The organism is Salmonella sp. NW884 (assembly GCF_051700745.1).
In the GTDB taxonomy this organism is placed as follows: domain Bacteria; phylum Pseudomonadota; class Gammaproteobacteria; order Enterobacterales; family Enterobacteriaceae; genus Salmonella; species Salmonella enterica.
In genome coordinates this window covers 1-14503 of sequence record NZ_JAMMDE010000002.1, presented here as the reverse complement: position 1 = coordinate 14503, position 14503 = coordinate 1, and the positions used below count along the sequence as shown (strand labels likewise).

The window sequence follows — 14503 nt, the reverse complement described above, 5'->3', positions numbered from 1 at the left end:
CCCGTCATACCCGCGCTCTCCGGCACATTCACCACGCAGCCCGTAAGGGGCTGCGTTCGGAAGACTGCTCCGGCAAGAGATTCAGGCCGCCAGCAGACTGGCGCGTACTTTCACTACCACTTTCTTGATGTCATCCGGCTCACCCACTGCACATCCCGGTTTATGCGGTTCTCCTGGCATAAACACAGCAAACATCCCCGCTTGCAGCGTAATAGTCTGCTCGTCGGCAATTTGACTACAAAGCTGGTAATCCTCTTCAACGTGCATCCCCTCGCACTGGCGAGCGGCACCGGACATCCCAAACGCAATACGCTCGACGCCGGTTAGTAGTAGCTGAATATCAATGTATTGTTCATGCAATTCCGCTTTCTTCTCGGCCGGCATTTGCGTCGTTAACTGCATTACATTCATAAAGACATTGTCGCCCTGCAATTCATAGCGCCCCGGCGCTTTCTCCTGCGGCCTTGCCGCCAGCGCGAGAGTCAAGGCATCCAACAATCGCGGATGCAACCCGCAAGAAGGCAACGACTGTACTTCCCCCATCATCATAATGTGTCTCCTTGAGCTAACAACGCAGCGCCTAATAATCCTGCGTCATGCCGATAGCGAGCGGCGCTCAGCGCCACGTGATAAGGCGCAGGCTCTTGCATCAAAAACGCGCGAACCTGCTCCAGGTATCCCTCAGCTAACCCTACGCTGCCGCCAATGACCACACACTGGCAGTCGGTAGTCGCTTTCACATCGGCGATCATCCGCGCTATTACCTGCGCGGATTGGCTTACCAGATGTCGCGCCTGCTGATGACCTTCGCCAGCGCGAATAAATAGGGTTTTGGCGTCGCATCCCGCCAGATCGTCCCGCGCCGCCGCGGCCATCCCTCGTCCGGAGGCGATGGCCTCTATGCAGCCAACGCGTCCACAGCCGCATACGGGACCGTGTGGGTCCGCCAGGGTGTGTCCCAGATGCCCGGCCAGACCGCCTTTTCCGGTAAGGAGTTTGCCGTCGCAGACAACGCCGCCGCCAACGCCGGTTGAAACGGTGATAAATACCATATCGCGGATATCATCAGGGAGCGCGTGATACTCCGCCCAGGCCGCCGCCTGCGCGTCGTTCACCGCCAGCGTCGGCAGGCCAGCGATCGTTTCCAGTGTTTGTACTAACGGAAAGTGTAGCAAGCCGCCCAGATTATGGGGGTTTAGCGCCAGCAGCATCCCTTCCTGAATGATCCCGGTAGAAGCTATCGCTACCTGACGCGCCTCTGCCCGTAGTGGTTCAACCAGCGCCTTTAATGCTTCACGTAACGCATCCGGCGTTTTGCTCGCGGGGGTTGGTAGCTCGCGACGCTGGCTAATGCGCAAGTTGTTGTCGATGAGCGCGGCGGCAAGTTTAGTACCGCCAATATCGATTGCTAACGTAGTCATGACGCCGCCTTTTTTAATGCGTCGTTATACCATCCACAGATATGTTCCAGACGGGTAATGGCGGACCCCACCGTCACCGCCCATGCGCCATAGCGGATCGCCTCCGCCGCCAGTGCTGGCGAGTTATAGCGCCCTTCGGCTATTACCCGGCATCCGGCGTCATGCAACGCTTTGACTAAGGGCAGATCGGGTTCCTCCGGCGTATCGGGGGCGGTGTAGCCAGACATCGTCGTGCCGATAATGTCCGCGCCCAACCGTTGACAGGCGAGACCATCGTCCACGGATGAGCAGTCGGCCATCGCCAGTAGATGGTGGTGATGAATGCGCGCCAACAACGCCTCAACGGCTACCGGCCGTTGCCGAGCGGTTCCATCAACGGCGATAATAGCTGCTCCGGCCTGTGCCAGCGCATCTACATCGTCGAGAAAAGGGGTAATGCGCACTGGAGAGTCGTCCAGATCGCGTTTGATAATGCCGATAATGGGTACCGAAACGAGCGAGCGGGTCATACGCAGGTTGTCTATGCCTTCAATACGCACCGCAACCGCGCCCGCCTGTTCCGCTGCCAACGCCATTGCCGCTACAATCTCCGGCTTATCCAGCGGACTGCCCGGAACGGGCTGGCAGGAGACAATCAGGCCGCCAGAAGCGGCAATATTTTTATCCAGTTGTTCAAGTAACGACATACTACTCCCTTACAAATATTGCCCGGTTGAAAACCGGGCAAGCGGATTAACTTTTCGTTTTTACAAAGGCACCTTTACCACTGCCAAGCGGTACGGCTCCGCTGAACGGTTTGTCGTCAATAGCATCGTGGGTGCGTAACGCTTCCGGACGTAGCCAACGCTGTACGCGAGACGGCATATCAAGCCCAATAAGCAGGATCACGACAAACGTCAGGCTGAAAGAGAGCGATGCCAGCGCAGTGCCCAAATCCAGACGTTGAGCGATCAGCGCTCCCAGGATCGGCGCCAGCGCGCCGCCGAGCGCGCCGACGTTATAAGTAAAGCCCAGCCCCGCCGCGCGCTGATCGGTATCGAAGTAACCGCCGATCAGTTTCGGTAGAATCCCGGCAATCCCCTGCCCCAACATCTGTTGGAAAAACAGTAGCAGACCCAGAACCCAGACGTTTGTGCCGCCAATCGCAAAGACCGGAATAATGAGGATTTGCGAGGCCAGCAGGCTACAGACATATGCTTTACGCGTTCCCAGCCAGTCGCCAAGAAAACCGCCTACGCAGCAACCAACCGCCGCGCCAAATCCGCTAAAGAACAGGACATTCGCCACCGTATGCGGATCGTAGGCCAGCTCGGTTTTCAGATAAGTGGGTAATAGCGCCTGAATCGGCCAGGAATAGAGGAAAGCAAACAGTACCACCAGCATCAGCATGACGCCAGTGGGCCAGCGTTTACCGCTGCTCTGCACCATAAAGCTGATAAAGATAACCGCGCACAGTAGTCCCAGCCCCGCCACAATCGCAGCATTTTGTAGGTTACCGGCAAAACAGAACCACAGCGCAGCGGCGGCGGCGAAAGTCATTAAAATGTTGATGATGCGATGCTCGCCCCGATAAAGAATGTCGACCATCGTGCGTACCGGCGCTTTACCCGCGTGTTTCTCTTTCCAGTCTTCCGCTTCCGGAATGTTTTTCCGCAGCCAGAGAGCGAAGATAATTGGCAAAATGCCAATGAAAAACAGCGCGCGCCAGCCCCAGACAGGCACCACCAGGCTGTACACCTGCGCGGCAACGACCGCGCCGACGGAGAAGCCGGAAATCAGAAAACCGCTGGCTTTATTGCGTAAATGTTTTGGCCAGCTTTCAATCACATAGGTCGCGCTGGAACCATATTCGCCCGCCATGCCCATACCAATCACCAGTCGGGCGATGAACATGGTGGTGTAACCGGGCGCAAACCCGCATGCCAGGGTTCCCACCGAAAACAGAATGATGCTGCTGACCATCGCCAGACGACGCCCATAGCGATCGCCCATCGCGCCCAGTAATAACCCGCCGAACCAGCGAGAGATAAAAGCCGCAGAAATCAGGCTTGCCGCCTGTACCGTCGTCAGCCCAAATTCGCTTTGTACCTCAGTCAGTACAAGAGCAATCAACACAAAATCAAAACCATCAAGCAGATATCCCAGCCAGGCAGCGGAAAATGCCCGCCACTGCGCCCGGTTGAGATGGCGATACCACGGGATGTTTTGGGTAGAAGTACTCATTTTACTCTCCCGACGATTTTTGTTGTCGTTATGCCGAATGGCGGCTCCGCCTTATCCGGCCTACTGTTCACACTGTTGTAGGCCGGGCAAGCGTAGCGCCCCCGGCATTATGCTGTTACGCCTTTTCTTCCATCAGTTGTTGAGCCAGCGTCTTGAGCGCCGGCAGGTATTTTTCATCAACAGGCGCAAACGGTTTACGACACAGCGGCACCGATAGCACATCCATATAATGCAGGACCGTTTTCAGGCCGCGGAATACGCCGGTTTTAATCAGTAAATCAATAACCTTATTGCACTCGGTTTGCAGACGCTGCGCTTTCGCCATATCACCCTCACGCAATGCCTGAACAATCCCCTGATAACGCCAGCCCATAATGTTGTATGTGCTGCCGATACCGCCGTCCGCGCCCGCCAGCAGACCGGAAGCGAAGATTTCGTCATAACCGTTGTACAGCACCAGATCCGGATGCGCGCGGCGGATCTGCTCCATCTGGAAGAGATCGCCGGAGGTTTGCTTCAGCGCGCTCACGCCCGGTAATGTCACCAGCGTATTGATCTGATCGAGGGTAAGTTTTACGCCGCTTAACGCCGGAATGTTGTATACCACCATCGGCAATCCATCTGCGGAATCAATGATTGCCCGATAATGGTCACAGTGCTCTTCAAAACTGAAAGGGTAATAAAAAGGCGTCACCGCAGAGACCGCATCAAAACCGTAACGCTTTGCGGCGCTGGCAAGCTGCTGGCTTTCTGCGGTGCTTACCGTCCCGACATGGGCGATCAGCGTGATTTTTCCCTTCGCCTCTTCGGCGACAATCTCCAGTACCTGCTCTCTTTCAGCAAGGCTCTGTACGAATGCTTCCCCGGTGGAACCGCCAACGTACAGCCCGTCGATACCCTGCCCGATGTTAAAACGCACCAGACGGCGCAGGCTTTCGCTATCCAGTTGCTGCTGATGATCAAATGGGGTCAACAACGCCGCCATTACGCCTTGCAATGCTTTTGCCATACCTACCTCTACGGATGATGAATATATTAACTACCTACCTTTATACCTGTTATACCAGATCAAATAAGCAGCAAATAATACAGAACGCTTATAGTGCGATCTGCTTCACTAAACCGGGATCGGAGGTGCGATCGCTACCGCATTTTTTGACTTTTTTTACCGAGCGCGTGCCAGGTAGCGGAAACGCTATTGAGGTGGGTTTGCAGAGCGCGATCCGCTTTATCGGGATCTCGCTGGCGAATGGCATCAACAATCACAATATGCTGTTGATAACTCACGTTATTATGTTCATGCAGCTCACGATCGGGAACGCTTGGGCGAGCGGCGATTAGCCAGTCCAGCAGAGCAACATGAATAGCCATAAAGATCGGATTGCCGGGAATTTCAGCCAGCACCCGGTGAAACTCGACATCTGAACGAATAAACAGCGCGTTGTCATCCAGCGACTGGCTATTAATTTCCAGCGCTTTCGTTAACAACGCGATCTGCTCGTCGGTAGCATGTTCCGCCGCATAGCGTACCAGGCTGGATTCAAAGAAAAGCCGTAGCTGTTCAAAGTGAGCGATGCCGCCAGGATGAGTAAGAAAATCTTTCGCCATACCCGACAGTTCACTGATGATGGTATCAGCGGAGGGGCGCGAGACGCGGGCGCGTTCGCCGTTATTGATTTGCACCAGACCTTTACGCTTCAGCGCAGCTAACGCTTCACGCACGGAGGGACGTCCCACATTGAAGAAGGCCATTAATTCACGTTCAGACGGTAGCTGTTCTCCCTCGCCAAACTCATGACGGCGGATCATCTGCTCCAGCTCTTCCTCAACCATTTCAGACAGTTTTTTACGCGCCAGCGGGCGGCGGCGCAAACTACGCCCGAGGGATGTCGGTGAATCTTCTGCTTGCGAATCAAATGCGTTCATAACGTCCATTCATGAGTGGTCGGTGGCAAATAATAGCAAGCTTATCGTAACACAGCTTCAAAAGCAGGGTGAACCCGCGAGGAGACCAAACAAAACAGGCCCTTCAGGGCCTGTTGATTATTTTACTACGCGTAGCGCCGGACGTCCGCCACGCGGCGGAGGCGGCTCGTCATCAGGACTACTGTCGTCATCGTGGTCGGGCTTATCGCCATCAATGACGGACATCACGGTCTCGCTTTCCGCGCCTGCGGTATTGTCATCATCATTTAAGCTGACAACGTCTTCATCATAGGCGGCTTCAGGCTCAAACATGGTGCCTGCGCCGTTTTCACGGGCGTAAATCGCCAGCACCGCAGCCAAAGGCACAGAAACCTGACGGGGAACGCCGCCGAAGCGCGCATTAAAACGCACTTCATCATTAGACAGCTCCAGATTACCTACCGCCCGCGGCGCAATATTGAGGACGATTTGCCCATCGCGCGCATATTCCATAGGGACATGCACGCCAGGCAGCATCACATCCACCACCAGATGCGGGGTCAACTGGTTATCCAGCAACCACTCGTAGAAAGCACGCAACAGATAAGGACGACGCGGCGTCAACTGTGACAAATCCATACAGGTTAACCCCGACCGAGGCGCATTTCACGTTCAGCTTCGGTTAAAGAAGCCAGGAAAGAATCACGTTCAAAGACGCGGGTCATATAGCCTTTCAGCTCTTTCGCCCCTGCGCCGCTGAATTCAATACCCAACTGCGGTAAACGCCACAGGAGAGGCGCCAGGTAGCAATCAACCAGGCTGAATTCGTCGCTCAGGAAATACGGTTTCTGACCAAATACCGGCGCAATCGCCAGCAGCTCTTCACGCAGTTGTTTACGCGCAGAGTCGGCCTCGGAAGCAGACCCGTTTACGATGACGTTCATCAGCGTATACCAGTCTTTTTCAATACGGTGCATGTACAGACGGCTTTCACCGCGCGCGACCGGATAAACCGGCATCAGCGGCGGATGAGGGAAACGCTCATCCAGATATTCCATAATGATGCGAGATTCCCACAGGGTCAGCTCACGATCCACCAGTGTCGGAACGCTTTGATTCGGGTTGAGGTCAATCAGATCCTGAGGTGGATTGTCCTTTTCCACATGTTCGATCTCAAAACTAACACCCTTTTCAGCCAACACAATGCGGACCTGATGGCTATAGATGTCAGTAGGACCAGAAAACAGCGTCATTACCGAACGTTTGTTGGCAGCGACAGCCATGAAAACCTCCAGGTATATTCAGAATTTTTACTGCTACCAGCCACAATGTGACCAGCCAGATGTTATGTCACCCAGGGCGAAAAAAGCCATCATTGCTCAGAAACGAGACAAAAAATGAACATTCCCCGCTATTTGGGCAGAAAATTGGATGATAGTTTACCAGATTTTGTGACCTTTGTGGTGAGTCGATTCTGGAAATGAGGAAAAAGAGATATTCCTGGTCTGAAATGCTCGCCCCACCTGAGATATTGTCTTTCGCCTGTTATGCCTGTACTACCGGTGCGCCCCAGCCATCAAAACTGCCGCCATGTTTTTCAGCCAGATCGGTAAGCTGGCAAGTGATTTCTGTCATATGCCATTGTTGCGGAGCATCGGTGCTGATAAAAGACGCCATAAACCCCTGTTGCGGGTCATTCATTCGAATACTGACCAGCGTTATGCCATACGGTAATGCAGCAATATCTTGCGCCAGGTCGCGCGCGGCGACTTCTGTAGGCAATGTCGCATAATAATCAATAGCGCGCGGAAGCGTCAGATCATCACCTTGTTCCTGTAATCCCCGGCACACGCGGGAATCGTGTATCCAGTTCCAGTCGTATCGGGTTGGATACAAGAACTGGCGGTAAAAGTTTCCTTTATCATTGTGACTCTCTCTATAACTAAAAGAGATTTCCGGGCCACCAGCGAGCAATTTATCCAGCGTCTTTTCCCAGTTAAGATCCTCTTCCGACATGAACACAAAATCGCGCCAGCCTTGTTGGGTAACCACACCCACCAGCCAGATCGGAAACGTCTTCCCCTTTTCATCAAGCCAGTCCTCTATACGATTTAAACGCTGTGTTTCATCGGGCTGCGGTAAACCATTTTCATAACAGTTGGTGTAATGAACACGTAAGAACCAGGTATGGATAAGGCGATCAAATTTTTCATCCTGAATGGCGCCGATATCCACACGTATCCCCGTAACATGGTCATCCACCGTTGTTATAAAGAATTCCCATTTATTCGACAGCATTAACGACTCTTTCTTAGTAAACAATGCGTTAAAAAATCCCACTGCGACTTCCTTTTCTCTGAGCGTGCATGAAAGATGAATAAGATGAGAATAATGCTAAAGATAGGGAGGAAAAGAGACTGGATTCGGACTTTAGCCATAAAAAAACCCGCCGAAGCGGGTTTTTTCGCTAACAGTTGTCTGCCGAAGCAGAAACCCATTAACGTTTGGAGAACTGCGGACGACGACGTGCTTTACGCAGGCCGACTTTCTTACGTTCAACCTGACGAGCGTCACGAGTAACGAAGCCAGCTTTACGCAGTTCGCCACGCAGGGACTCGTCGTACTCCATCAGAGCGCGGGTGATACCGTGACGGATCGCACCAGCCTGACCAGAGATACCACCACCTTTAACAGTGATGTACAGATCCAGTTTCTCAACCATGTCGACCAGTTCCAGCGGCTGACGAACTACCATGCGGGCAGTTTCACGACCGAAGTACTGTTCCAGAGAACGTTGGTTGATAACGATTTTACCGTTGCCCGGTTTGATGAACACGCGAGCTGCGGAACTTTTGCGGCGACCAGTGCCGTAGTATTGATTTTCAGCCATTGCCTATAATCCCGATTAGATGTCAAGAACTTGCGGTTGCTGTGCCGCGTGGTTGTGCTCGTTGCCCGCGTAAACTTTCAGTTTACGGAACATAGCACGACCCAGCGGGCCTTTTGGCAGCATGCCTTTAACCGCGATTTCAATCACACGCTCAGGACGGCGGGCAATCATCTCTTCAAAGGTCGCTTGTTTGATACCACCGATGTGGCCGGTGTGGTGATAGTACACTTTGTCAGTACGCTTGTTGCCGGTTACAGCAACTTTGTCAGCGTTCAGAACGATGATGTAATCACCGGTATCTACGTGCGGAGTGTATTCCGCTTTGTGCTTACCGCGCAGGCGACGAGCCAGTTCAGTAGCCAGACGGCCCAGAGTTTTACCGGTCGCGTCAACAACATACCAGTCGCGTTTTACGGTTTCTGGTTTAGCTGTAAAAGTTTTCATTAAAAGCTTACCCAAATAAATAAGTTACACGTTGGTGAACACCCAAACGTTTTAAATAGTTGAGGTTCACACGACAAAGTCCGGTAAACCTACCCCCTCGGATATGTTTGGCCGGCACAGAGAAAGTTTGGGAAAAAACTCTCTTGTAACGTGGGGTCGCAGGATTATAGAGAAGTCCAGGTCAAAGATCGACCCCTTTTTGCGATTTGCCGCGGGTTTTGTTCAGGCCTGGTTCACCCTCGGTCGGGGAGGTTGCACAGATATAATACCGCACAATGCCGGGACGCTGCGCTTGTCCGGCTTACGGCATATGCTCCCGCTTGAGGTACTCCGCACTCTGCATCTCTTGCAGGCGTGACAGACAGCGCTGAAATTCAAACTTGAGCCGCTCCCCCTGATAAATTTCATATAACGGCGCGGCGGCGCTGACCACCAGCTTAACGTGGCGCTCGTAAAACTCATCCACCAGCGCAATAAAGCGGCGCGCTTCGTTCTCCATCAGCGGCGTCATGACCGGCACGTCAAACAGCAGAACCGTGTGAAATAACCTTGAGAGCGCAATGTAATCATGCTGGCTGCGGGCCTCGACGCACAGCGTAGCGAAAGAGACCGCTAACGTTTGGTTTTCAACGCCCAGGGTGGATAAAGGGCGATGATTGATTTCCAGCGTCGGAGCGTGCTCGCGCGCAGCCCCCGCTAACGCCAGCCACAGTTTATCCATTTGCCGCCGGGTTTCATCATTAAGCGGCGTTAGCCATAAATGGGCCTGCGTCAGCGTCCGCAGTCGGTAATCGACGCCGGCGTCCACATTCATAATATCGCAGTGCTGTTTAATGGCATCGATAGCCGGCAGGAAGCGGGCGCGTTGCAAACCGTTGCGGTAGAGTTCATCCGGCGGAATATTGGAGGTCGCGACCAGCGTAATGCCGCGTGCAAACAGCGCTTTCATTAAACCGCCCAGCAGCATGGCGTCGGTAATATCGGTGACGAAAAACTCATCGAAACACAGTACGTCCGTCTCGGTTTTAAACCGATCGGCAATAATGTCTAACGGATCGATCTGTCCCTGTAACGCGGTAAGCTCTTCATGCACGCGCAGCATAAACCGATGAAAATGCAGGCGTAGTTTTCGCTCGCCCGGCAGGCTGTGGTAGAAGAGATCCATGAGCCATGTTTTGCCGCGCCCCACGCCCCCCCACATATACAGCCCGCGAACCGGTATTTGCACGTCCGGTTCGTTTTTGCCTAATAATTTCCCCAGTCGCGCTATCAGACCGCCGGGTGGCGTAGCCGACGATTTTTTCGCGGTGAGCGCCTGATAAAGGGTTTCCAAACGGTCGACCGCCTCTTTCTGTACGTCGTCAGGCTGATGGGTGCCTTCGTTGAGTGCCTGGAGATAACGCGATGTAGGGGAAAGGCTTTGCATAATGTTATTGTTATTCCTTGAAAATCGATGTGCCGTCGTTCACGGCTGACGAAAAAAAGGCCGTTCTACACTACGCGATATGCTGTCGGGATTCCACTTCTACGGAATTAGCGGTTATAGTGGCATAATCAGGCGCGGGCATGGAGCCTGGAGCCAACACCCTACGGAAACATAAGACAACGGGAGATGTTCATGACCTGGGAATATGCGCTAATTGGATTAGTCGTCGGTATCATCATTGGTGCCGTGGCCATGCGTTTTGGTAATCGTAAGTTACGTCAACAGCAGGCATTGCAGTACGAACTGGAAAAAAACAAAGCTGAGCTGGAAGAGTACCGTGAAGAGCTGGTTAGCCACTTTGCTCGCAGCGCGGAACTGCTGGATACCATGGCGCATGATTACCGCCAGCTGTATCAGCATATGGCGAAAAGCTCCAGCAGCCTGCTGCCGGAAATGTCTGCGGAGTCGAATCCGTTCCGTAACCGTCTGGCGGAGTCTGAGGCGAGCAACGATCAGGCGCCAGTACAAATGCCACGTGATTATTCTGAAGGCGCGTCTGGCCTGTTACGTAGCGGCGCGAAACGCGATTAATCGCACGCCGTTAAGAAATTTATCGGGCGCATCGCTTGCGCCCTCTCTCTATCTTTCCTGTCCCAGCTATTATCATTGTTACCAGGCTGAAAATTCAATAACATCAATCTGTTTTGAATTGTCTATCCGTTCATTCAAGGTACGAGAGCAGCATCCATGAAAAAACACACCCAGCTGTTAAGTGCATTAGCGTTAAGTGTCGGGTTAACTCTTTCGGCGCCGTTTCCAGCCCTTGCATCGATACCAGGCCAGGTGCCAGGCCAGGCGACGCTGCCAAGCCTTGCCCCTATGCTGGAGAAAGTGCTGCCTGCTGTCGTCAGCGTAAAAGTCGAGGGAACCGCCGCCCAGAGCCAAAAAGTGCCGGAGGAGTTTAAAAAATTCTTTGGCGAGGATCTGCCAGACCAGCCGTCCCAGCCGTTTGAAGGACTCGGTTCGGGGGTGATTATCGATGCCGCGAAAGGCTATGTATTAACCAATAATCATGTGATTAATCAGGCACAGAAGATCAGTATTCAACTGAATGACGGACGCGAATTCGACGCGAAGCTGATCGGCGGCGACGACCAGAGCGATATCGCTCTGTTACAAATTCAGAATCCCAGCAAGTTAACGCAAATTGCCATCGCCGATTCCGACAAACTCCGCGTCGGCGATTTCGCCGTGGCGGTCGGTAATCCGTTTGGTCTTGGACAAACCGCCACCTCCGGGATTATTTCAGCGCTGGGACGCAGCGGGCTTAATCTGGAAGGGCTTGAGAACTTTATTCAAACCGATGCCTCTATTAACCGCGGCAACTCCGGCGGCGCGCTGCTTAACCTGAACGGCGAGCTGATCGGGATTAATACCGCGATCCTCGCGCCAGGGGGCGGGAGCATCGGCATTGGCTTTGCTATTCCTTCCAATATGGCGCAGACGCTGGCGCAGCAGTTGATTCAGTTCGGCGAAATCAAACGCGGATTGCTGGGAATTAAAGGCACTGAAATGACCGCTGATATCGCCAAGGCATTCAAACTGAACGTTCAGCGTGGCGCTTTTGTCAGCGAGGTTTTACCCAATTCAGGTTCGGCGAAGGCCGGGGTGAAATCCGGAGACGTGATTATCAGTCTTAACGGTAAGCAGCTGAATAGCTTTGCCGAACTGCGTTCACGTATCGCCACCACCGAACCGGGCACGAAAGTGAAGCTGGGCCTGCTGCGCGATGGTAAGCCGCTGGAGGTGGAAGTCACGCTGGATTCCAATACCTCTTCTTCCGCCAGCGCCGAAATGATCGCCCCGGCGTTGCAAGGCGCGACGTTGAGCGACGGCCAACTGAAAGACGGGACGAAAGGCGTTAAGGTTGATAGCGTCGAAAAAAGCAGTCCTGCCGCGCAGGCCGGTTTGCAAAAAGATGATGTTATCATCGGCGTTAATCGCGATCGCATCAGTTCTATCGCCGAAATGCGCAAAGTGATGGCGGCAAAACCGTCCATCATTGCTCTTCAGGTAGTACGCGGCAACGAGAACATTTATCTATTGCTGCGCTAATCCTGTCTTAAACCGGGCATCAGCCTGCGATGTGATGTCCGGTTAACTCATGGTATGCTGCTGCCGTTCCCTTTTTTAACGACGCCTCCATCATGTTTGTGAAGCTCTTACGTTCGGTCGCAATAGGTTTAATTGTCGGCGCTATTCTGTTGGCCGTCATGCCTTCTTTGCGCAAAATTAATCCTATCACCGTCCCGCAATTCGACAGTACCGATGAGACGCCAGCCAGTTATAATTTTGCGGTTCGCCGCGCCGCGCCTGCCGTCGTCAACGTCTATAACCGCAGTATGAACAGTACCGCGCATAATCAACTGGAGATCCGCACGCTGGGTTCCGGCGTGATCATGGATCAACGTGGTTATATTATTACCAACAAGCACGTGATTAACGATGCCGATCAGATTATCGTCGCGCTACAGGATGGCCGCGTCTTTGAAGCGCTACTGGTTGGCTCCGATTCGCTTACCGACCTGGCGGTGCTGAAGATCAACGCCACTGGCGGGCTGCCTACCATCCCGATTAATACAAAGCGTACACCGCATATTGGCGACGTCGTACTGGCTATCGGCAACCCATATAATCTGGGACAGACCATCACCCAGGGAATCATCAGCGCAACGGGTCGTATCGGCCTGAACCCGACGGGGCGACAGAATTTTCTCCAGACCGACGCCTCGATTAACCACGGTAATTCCGGCGGCGCGCTGGTCAACTCGTTAGGCGAACTGATGGGGATCAACACCCTCTCTTTTGATAAGAGTAACGATGGCGAAACGCCGGAAGGCCTTGGTTTTGCGATTCCCTTCCAGCTAGCCACGAAAATTATGGATAAGCTTATCCGCGACGGTCGCGTGATTCGCGGCTATATCGGTATTGGCGGACGAGAAATCGCGCCGCTGCACGCGCAGCAGGGTAGCGGCATGGACCCGATTCAGGGCATTGTCGTTAATGAAGTGACGCCAAACGGCCCCGCCGCGCTTGCCGGTATTCAGGTTAATGATTTGATTATTTCGGTCAATAATAAACCCGCCGTGTCCGCGCTGGAGACGATGGATCAGGTGGCGGAAATCCGCCCGGGCTCCGTCATTCCGGTCGTGGTAATGCGGGATGATAAGCAGCTCACGTTCCAGGTGACGGTGCAGGAATACCCGGCGTCGAACTAAAACGACGCAGCTTTTGCCTGCGTCGTTCGACGGCTAGTCAATAAAGACTGGCCCTGCCGGAAAATGCGCCAGGAAACTCGTGAAGATCAGCAGAGCGGGGAGACTTTTCTCCCCGACGGCCTCTTCACGCAGCGCCTTATCGAGTGCCAATAAGCCAGACTCGCCCCCTTCCCCCAGAATGCCGCCCATCCAGAGCAGTCGTTGCGCCTGTTGACGCGCATACTGCGATGCGCTTTTCCAGGCGACCAGATGCAGCAACGTTTGTAACAGCAGGACCCGAGACGCGTGACCATCGCGTTGTAATCGCCTGAATACGGGTAATGCAATACTACGTACCGTCGAGAAACCGCTCGCCGCCTCCCCCTCAATCGGCGATAAACCAACAGCCGCCTGTTTGACGAAATCGCATAACTGATTGTGTGTTAATGGCCGCTCGCCTGCGCTCATATACCCTGCGGCAAAACAGAGTAACCCGATACCCTGAGCCCAATCGGTTGATGGCAGAATCCCCTGCGGAACATTCGGTGCCGACGTCTGTGCGGCACAAAGCCCCTCGTCGTAACACTGTGCAAAACGTTGCTCATATATTGCTGAGTTGACGCCAGACCACGGCAGCAAATGCAGCGCTGGCTCAAGCTCAGTTATCTGATTCACCGTCTCAACAACATAACGCAAGATGGTTTCTCTGGATGGCATGGATGTACCTTGCCAAAACGCAACCATTTCACTCATTACTGTGTCCTCATTTTGCGGGAGCAGAATCACTGCTCCCGATTAGATTGGATTACATCGCCAGCACATATTTCAGCATCACGCCCGCCGCAATGGCCGAACCGATAACCCCCGCCACGTTCGGGCCCATCGCGTGCATCAGCAGGAAGTTCTGCGGGTCTGATTCCAGCCCCACTTTGTTCGA

At 53.6% G+C, this 14503-nt stretch carries 17 protein-coding genes; 3 read left to right on the top strand and 14 right to left on the bottom strand.

Annotated elements, in window-relative coordinates:
• Positions 1-81: 81 nt before the first annotated feature.
• The 12 genes from nanQ to zapE form a co-directional block, all read right to left on the bottom strand.
• The gene (gene nanQ / locus NA197_RS04455; protein ID WP_000979907.1) at positions 82-549 is read right to left on the bottom strand and encodes an N-acetylneuraminate anomerase; all 468 of its coding nucleotides are present in this window, start codon (positions 547-549) and stop codon (positions 82-84) included.
• On the bottom strand, positions 546-1421 hold the full coding sequence (nanK, locus tag NA197_RS04450) for an N-acetylmannosamine kinase (RefSeq protein WP_064043104.1): 876 nt from the start codon (positions 1419-1421) through the stop codon (positions 546-548). Before nanK ends, nanQ begins: the two co-directional genes overlap by 4 nt.
• Positions 1418-2107, bottom strand: a complete 690-nt coding sequence (locus NA197_RS04445; protein WP_064043105.1) for an N-acetylmannosamine-6-phosphate 2-epimerase — start codon at positions 2105-2107, stop codon at positions 1418-1420. Before NA197_RS04445 ends, nanK begins: the two co-directional genes overlap by 4 nt.
• A 46-nt stretch (positions 2108-2153) precedes the next feature.
• A complete protein-coding gene (nanT, locus tag NA197_RS04440) occupies positions 2154-3644 on the bottom strand; it encodes a sialic acid transporter NanT (RefSeq protein WP_000108071.1) in 1491 nt (496 codons plus the stop codon).
• A gap of 115 nt (positions 3645-3759) precedes the next feature.
• Positions 3760-4653: an N-acetylneuraminate lyase gene (gene nanA / locus NA197_RS04435; RefSeq protein WP_064043106.1), complete on the bottom strand. Its 894-nt coding sequence runs from the start codon at positions 4651-4653 to the stop codon at positions 3760-3762.
• A 134-nt stretch (positions 4654-4787) separates the two neighbouring features.
• Positions 4788-5579 carry a transcriptional regulator NanR gene (gene nanR / locus NA197_RS04430; protein ID WP_000382926.1) on the bottom strand — a complete coding sequence of 264 codons (792 nt, stop codon included), beginning with the start codon at positions 5577-5579 and terminating at the stop codon, positions 4788-4790.
• A 108-nt stretch (positions 5580-5687) separates the two neighbouring features.
• Entirely contained in the window at positions 5688-6188 is a 501-nt protein-coding gene (sspB, locus tag NA197_RS04425) for a ClpXP protease specificity-enhancing factor (RefSeq protein ID WP_000366112.1), read from the bottom strand.
• A gap of 5 nt (positions 6189-6193) precedes the next feature.
• Complete coding sequence (gene sspA / locus NA197_RS04420) at positions 6194-6832, bottom strand: stringent starvation protein SspA (RefSeq protein ID WP_000257298.1); 639 nt, start codon at positions 6830-6832, stop codon at positions 6194-6196.
• Between the two features lie 262 nt (positions 6833-7094).
• Complete coding sequence (locus NA197_RS04415) at positions 7095-7847, bottom strand: DUF695 domain-containing protein (RefSeq protein WP_069142180.1); 753 nt, start codon at positions 7845-7847, stop codon at positions 7095-7097.
• 199 nt (positions 7848-8046) lie between these two features.
• The gene (gene rpsI, locus NA197_RS04410) at positions 8047-8439 is read right to left on the bottom strand and encodes a 30S ribosomal protein S9 (RefSeq protein ID WP_000829815.1); all 393 of its coding nucleotides are present in this window, start codon (positions 8437-8439) and stop codon (positions 8047-8049) included.
• A 15-nt stretch (positions 8440-8454) separates the two neighbouring features.
• Positions 8455-8883 carry a 50S ribosomal protein L13 gene (gene rplM / locus NA197_RS04405; protein WP_000847559.1) on the bottom strand — a complete coding sequence of 143 codons (429 nt, stop codon included), beginning with the start codon at positions 8881-8883 and terminating at the stop codon, positions 8455-8457.
• A gap of 301 nt (positions 8884-9184) precedes the next feature.
• A complete protein-coding gene (gene zapE, locus NA197_RS04400; protein ID WP_064043107.1) occupies positions 9185-10309 on the bottom strand; it encodes a cell division protein ZapE in 1125 nt (374 codons plus the stop codon).
• A gap of 192 nt (positions 10310-10501) precedes the next feature.
• Between zapE and zapG the strand changes: the two genes are divergently transcribed.
• The 3 genes from zapG to degS all read left to right on the top strand — a co-directional run bounded on the left by zapG (position 10502) and on the right by degS (position 13587).
• Positions 10502-10900 (top strand): Z-ring associated protein ZapG, encoded by a 399-nt coding sequence (gene zapG, locus NA197_RS04395; RefSeq protein WP_001519074.1) that lies wholly within the window; start codon positions 10502-10504, stop codon positions 10898-10900.
• Between the two features lie 156 nt (positions 10901-11056).
• Positions 11057-12424: a serine endoprotease DegQ gene (gene degQ / locus NA197_RS04390; RefSeq protein WP_000716692.1), complete on the top strand. Its 1368-nt coding sequence runs from the start codon at positions 11057-11059 to the stop codon at positions 12422-12424.
• Between the two features lie 92 nt (positions 12425-12516).
• Entirely contained in the window at positions 12517-13587 is a 1071-nt protein-coding gene (gene degS, locus NA197_RS04385) for an outer membrane-stress sensor serine endopeptidase DegS (RefSeq protein ID WP_000497707.1), read from the top strand.
• A 33-nt stretch (positions 13588-13620) separates the two neighbouring features.
• On the opposite strand, the gene NA197_RS04380 is transcribed toward degS, so the two are convergent.
• Positions 13621-14352, bottom strand: coding sequence for a triphosphoribosyl-dephospho-CoA synthase (locus tag NA197_RS04380; RefSeq protein WP_000602039.1), 732 nt, complete (start codon positions 14350-14352; stop codon positions 13621-13623).
• Between the two features lie 19 nt (positions 14353-14371).
• Positions 14372-14503: sodium ion-translocating decarboxylase subunit beta (locus tag NA197_RS04375; protein ID WP_074181114.1), on the bottom strand; the 132-nt coding region annotated here is incomplete at its 5' end.

Excerpts from the sequence above, each read along its gene's own strand:
- sspA (WP_000257298.1), bottom strand. The coding sequence starts at position 6,832 with ATGGCTGTCGCTGCCAACAAACGTTCGGTAATGACGCTGTTTTCTGGT.
- degQ (WP_000716692.1), top strand. The coding sequence starts at position 11,057 with ATGAAAAAACACACCCAGCTGTTAAGTGCATTAGCGTTAAGTGTCGGG.
- rplM (WP_000847559.1), bottom strand. The coding sequence starts at position 8,883 with ATGAAAACTTTTACAGCTAAACCAGAAACCGTAAAACGCGACTGGTAT.
- nanK (WP_064043104.1), bottom strand. The coding sequence starts at position 1,421 with ATGACTACGTTAGCAATCGATATTGGCGGTACTAAACTTGCCGCCGCG.
- nanT (WP_000108071.1), bottom strand. The coding sequence starts at position 3,644 with ATGAGTACTTCTACCCAAAACATCCCGTGGTATCGCCATCTCAACCGG.
- zapE (WP_064043107.1), bottom strand. The coding sequence starts at position 10,309 with ATGCAAAGCCTTTCCCCTACATCGCGTTATCTCCAGGCACTCAACGAA.
- nanR (WP_000382926.1), bottom strand. The coding sequence starts at position 5,579 with ATGGACGTTATGAACGCATTTGATTCGCAAGCAGAAGATTCACCGACA.
- rpsI (WP_000829815.1), bottom strand. The coding sequence starts at position 8,439 with ATGGCTGAAAATCAATACTACGGCACTGGTCGCCGCAAAAGTTCCGCA.
- NA197_RS04445 (WP_064043105.1), bottom strand. The coding sequence starts at position 2,107 with ATGTCGTTACTTGAACAACTGGATAAAAATATTGCCGCTTCTGGCGGC.
- NA197_RS04415 (WP_069142180.1), bottom strand. The coding sequence starts at position 7,847 with ATGCTGTCGAATAAATGGGAATTCTTTATAACAACGGTGGATGACCAT.
- nanQ (WP_000979907.1), bottom strand. The coding sequence starts at position 549 with ATGATGATGGGGGAAGTACAGTCGTTGCCTTCTTGCGGGTTGCATCCG.
- nanA (WP_064043106.1), bottom strand. The coding sequence starts at position 4,653 with ATGGCAAAAGCATTGCAAGGCGTAATGGCGGCGTTGTTGACCCCATTT.
- zapG (WP_001519074.1), top strand. The coding sequence starts at position 10,502 with ATGACCTGGGAATATGCGCTAATTGGATTAGTCGTCGGTATCATCATT.
- degS (WP_000497707.1), top strand. The coding sequence starts at position 12,517 with ATGTTTGTGAAGCTCTTACGTTCGGTCGCAATAGGTTTAATTGTCGGC.
- sspB (WP_000366112.1), bottom strand. The coding sequence starts at position 6,188 with ATGGATTTGTCACAGTTGACGCCGCGTCGTCCTTATCTGTTGCGTGCT.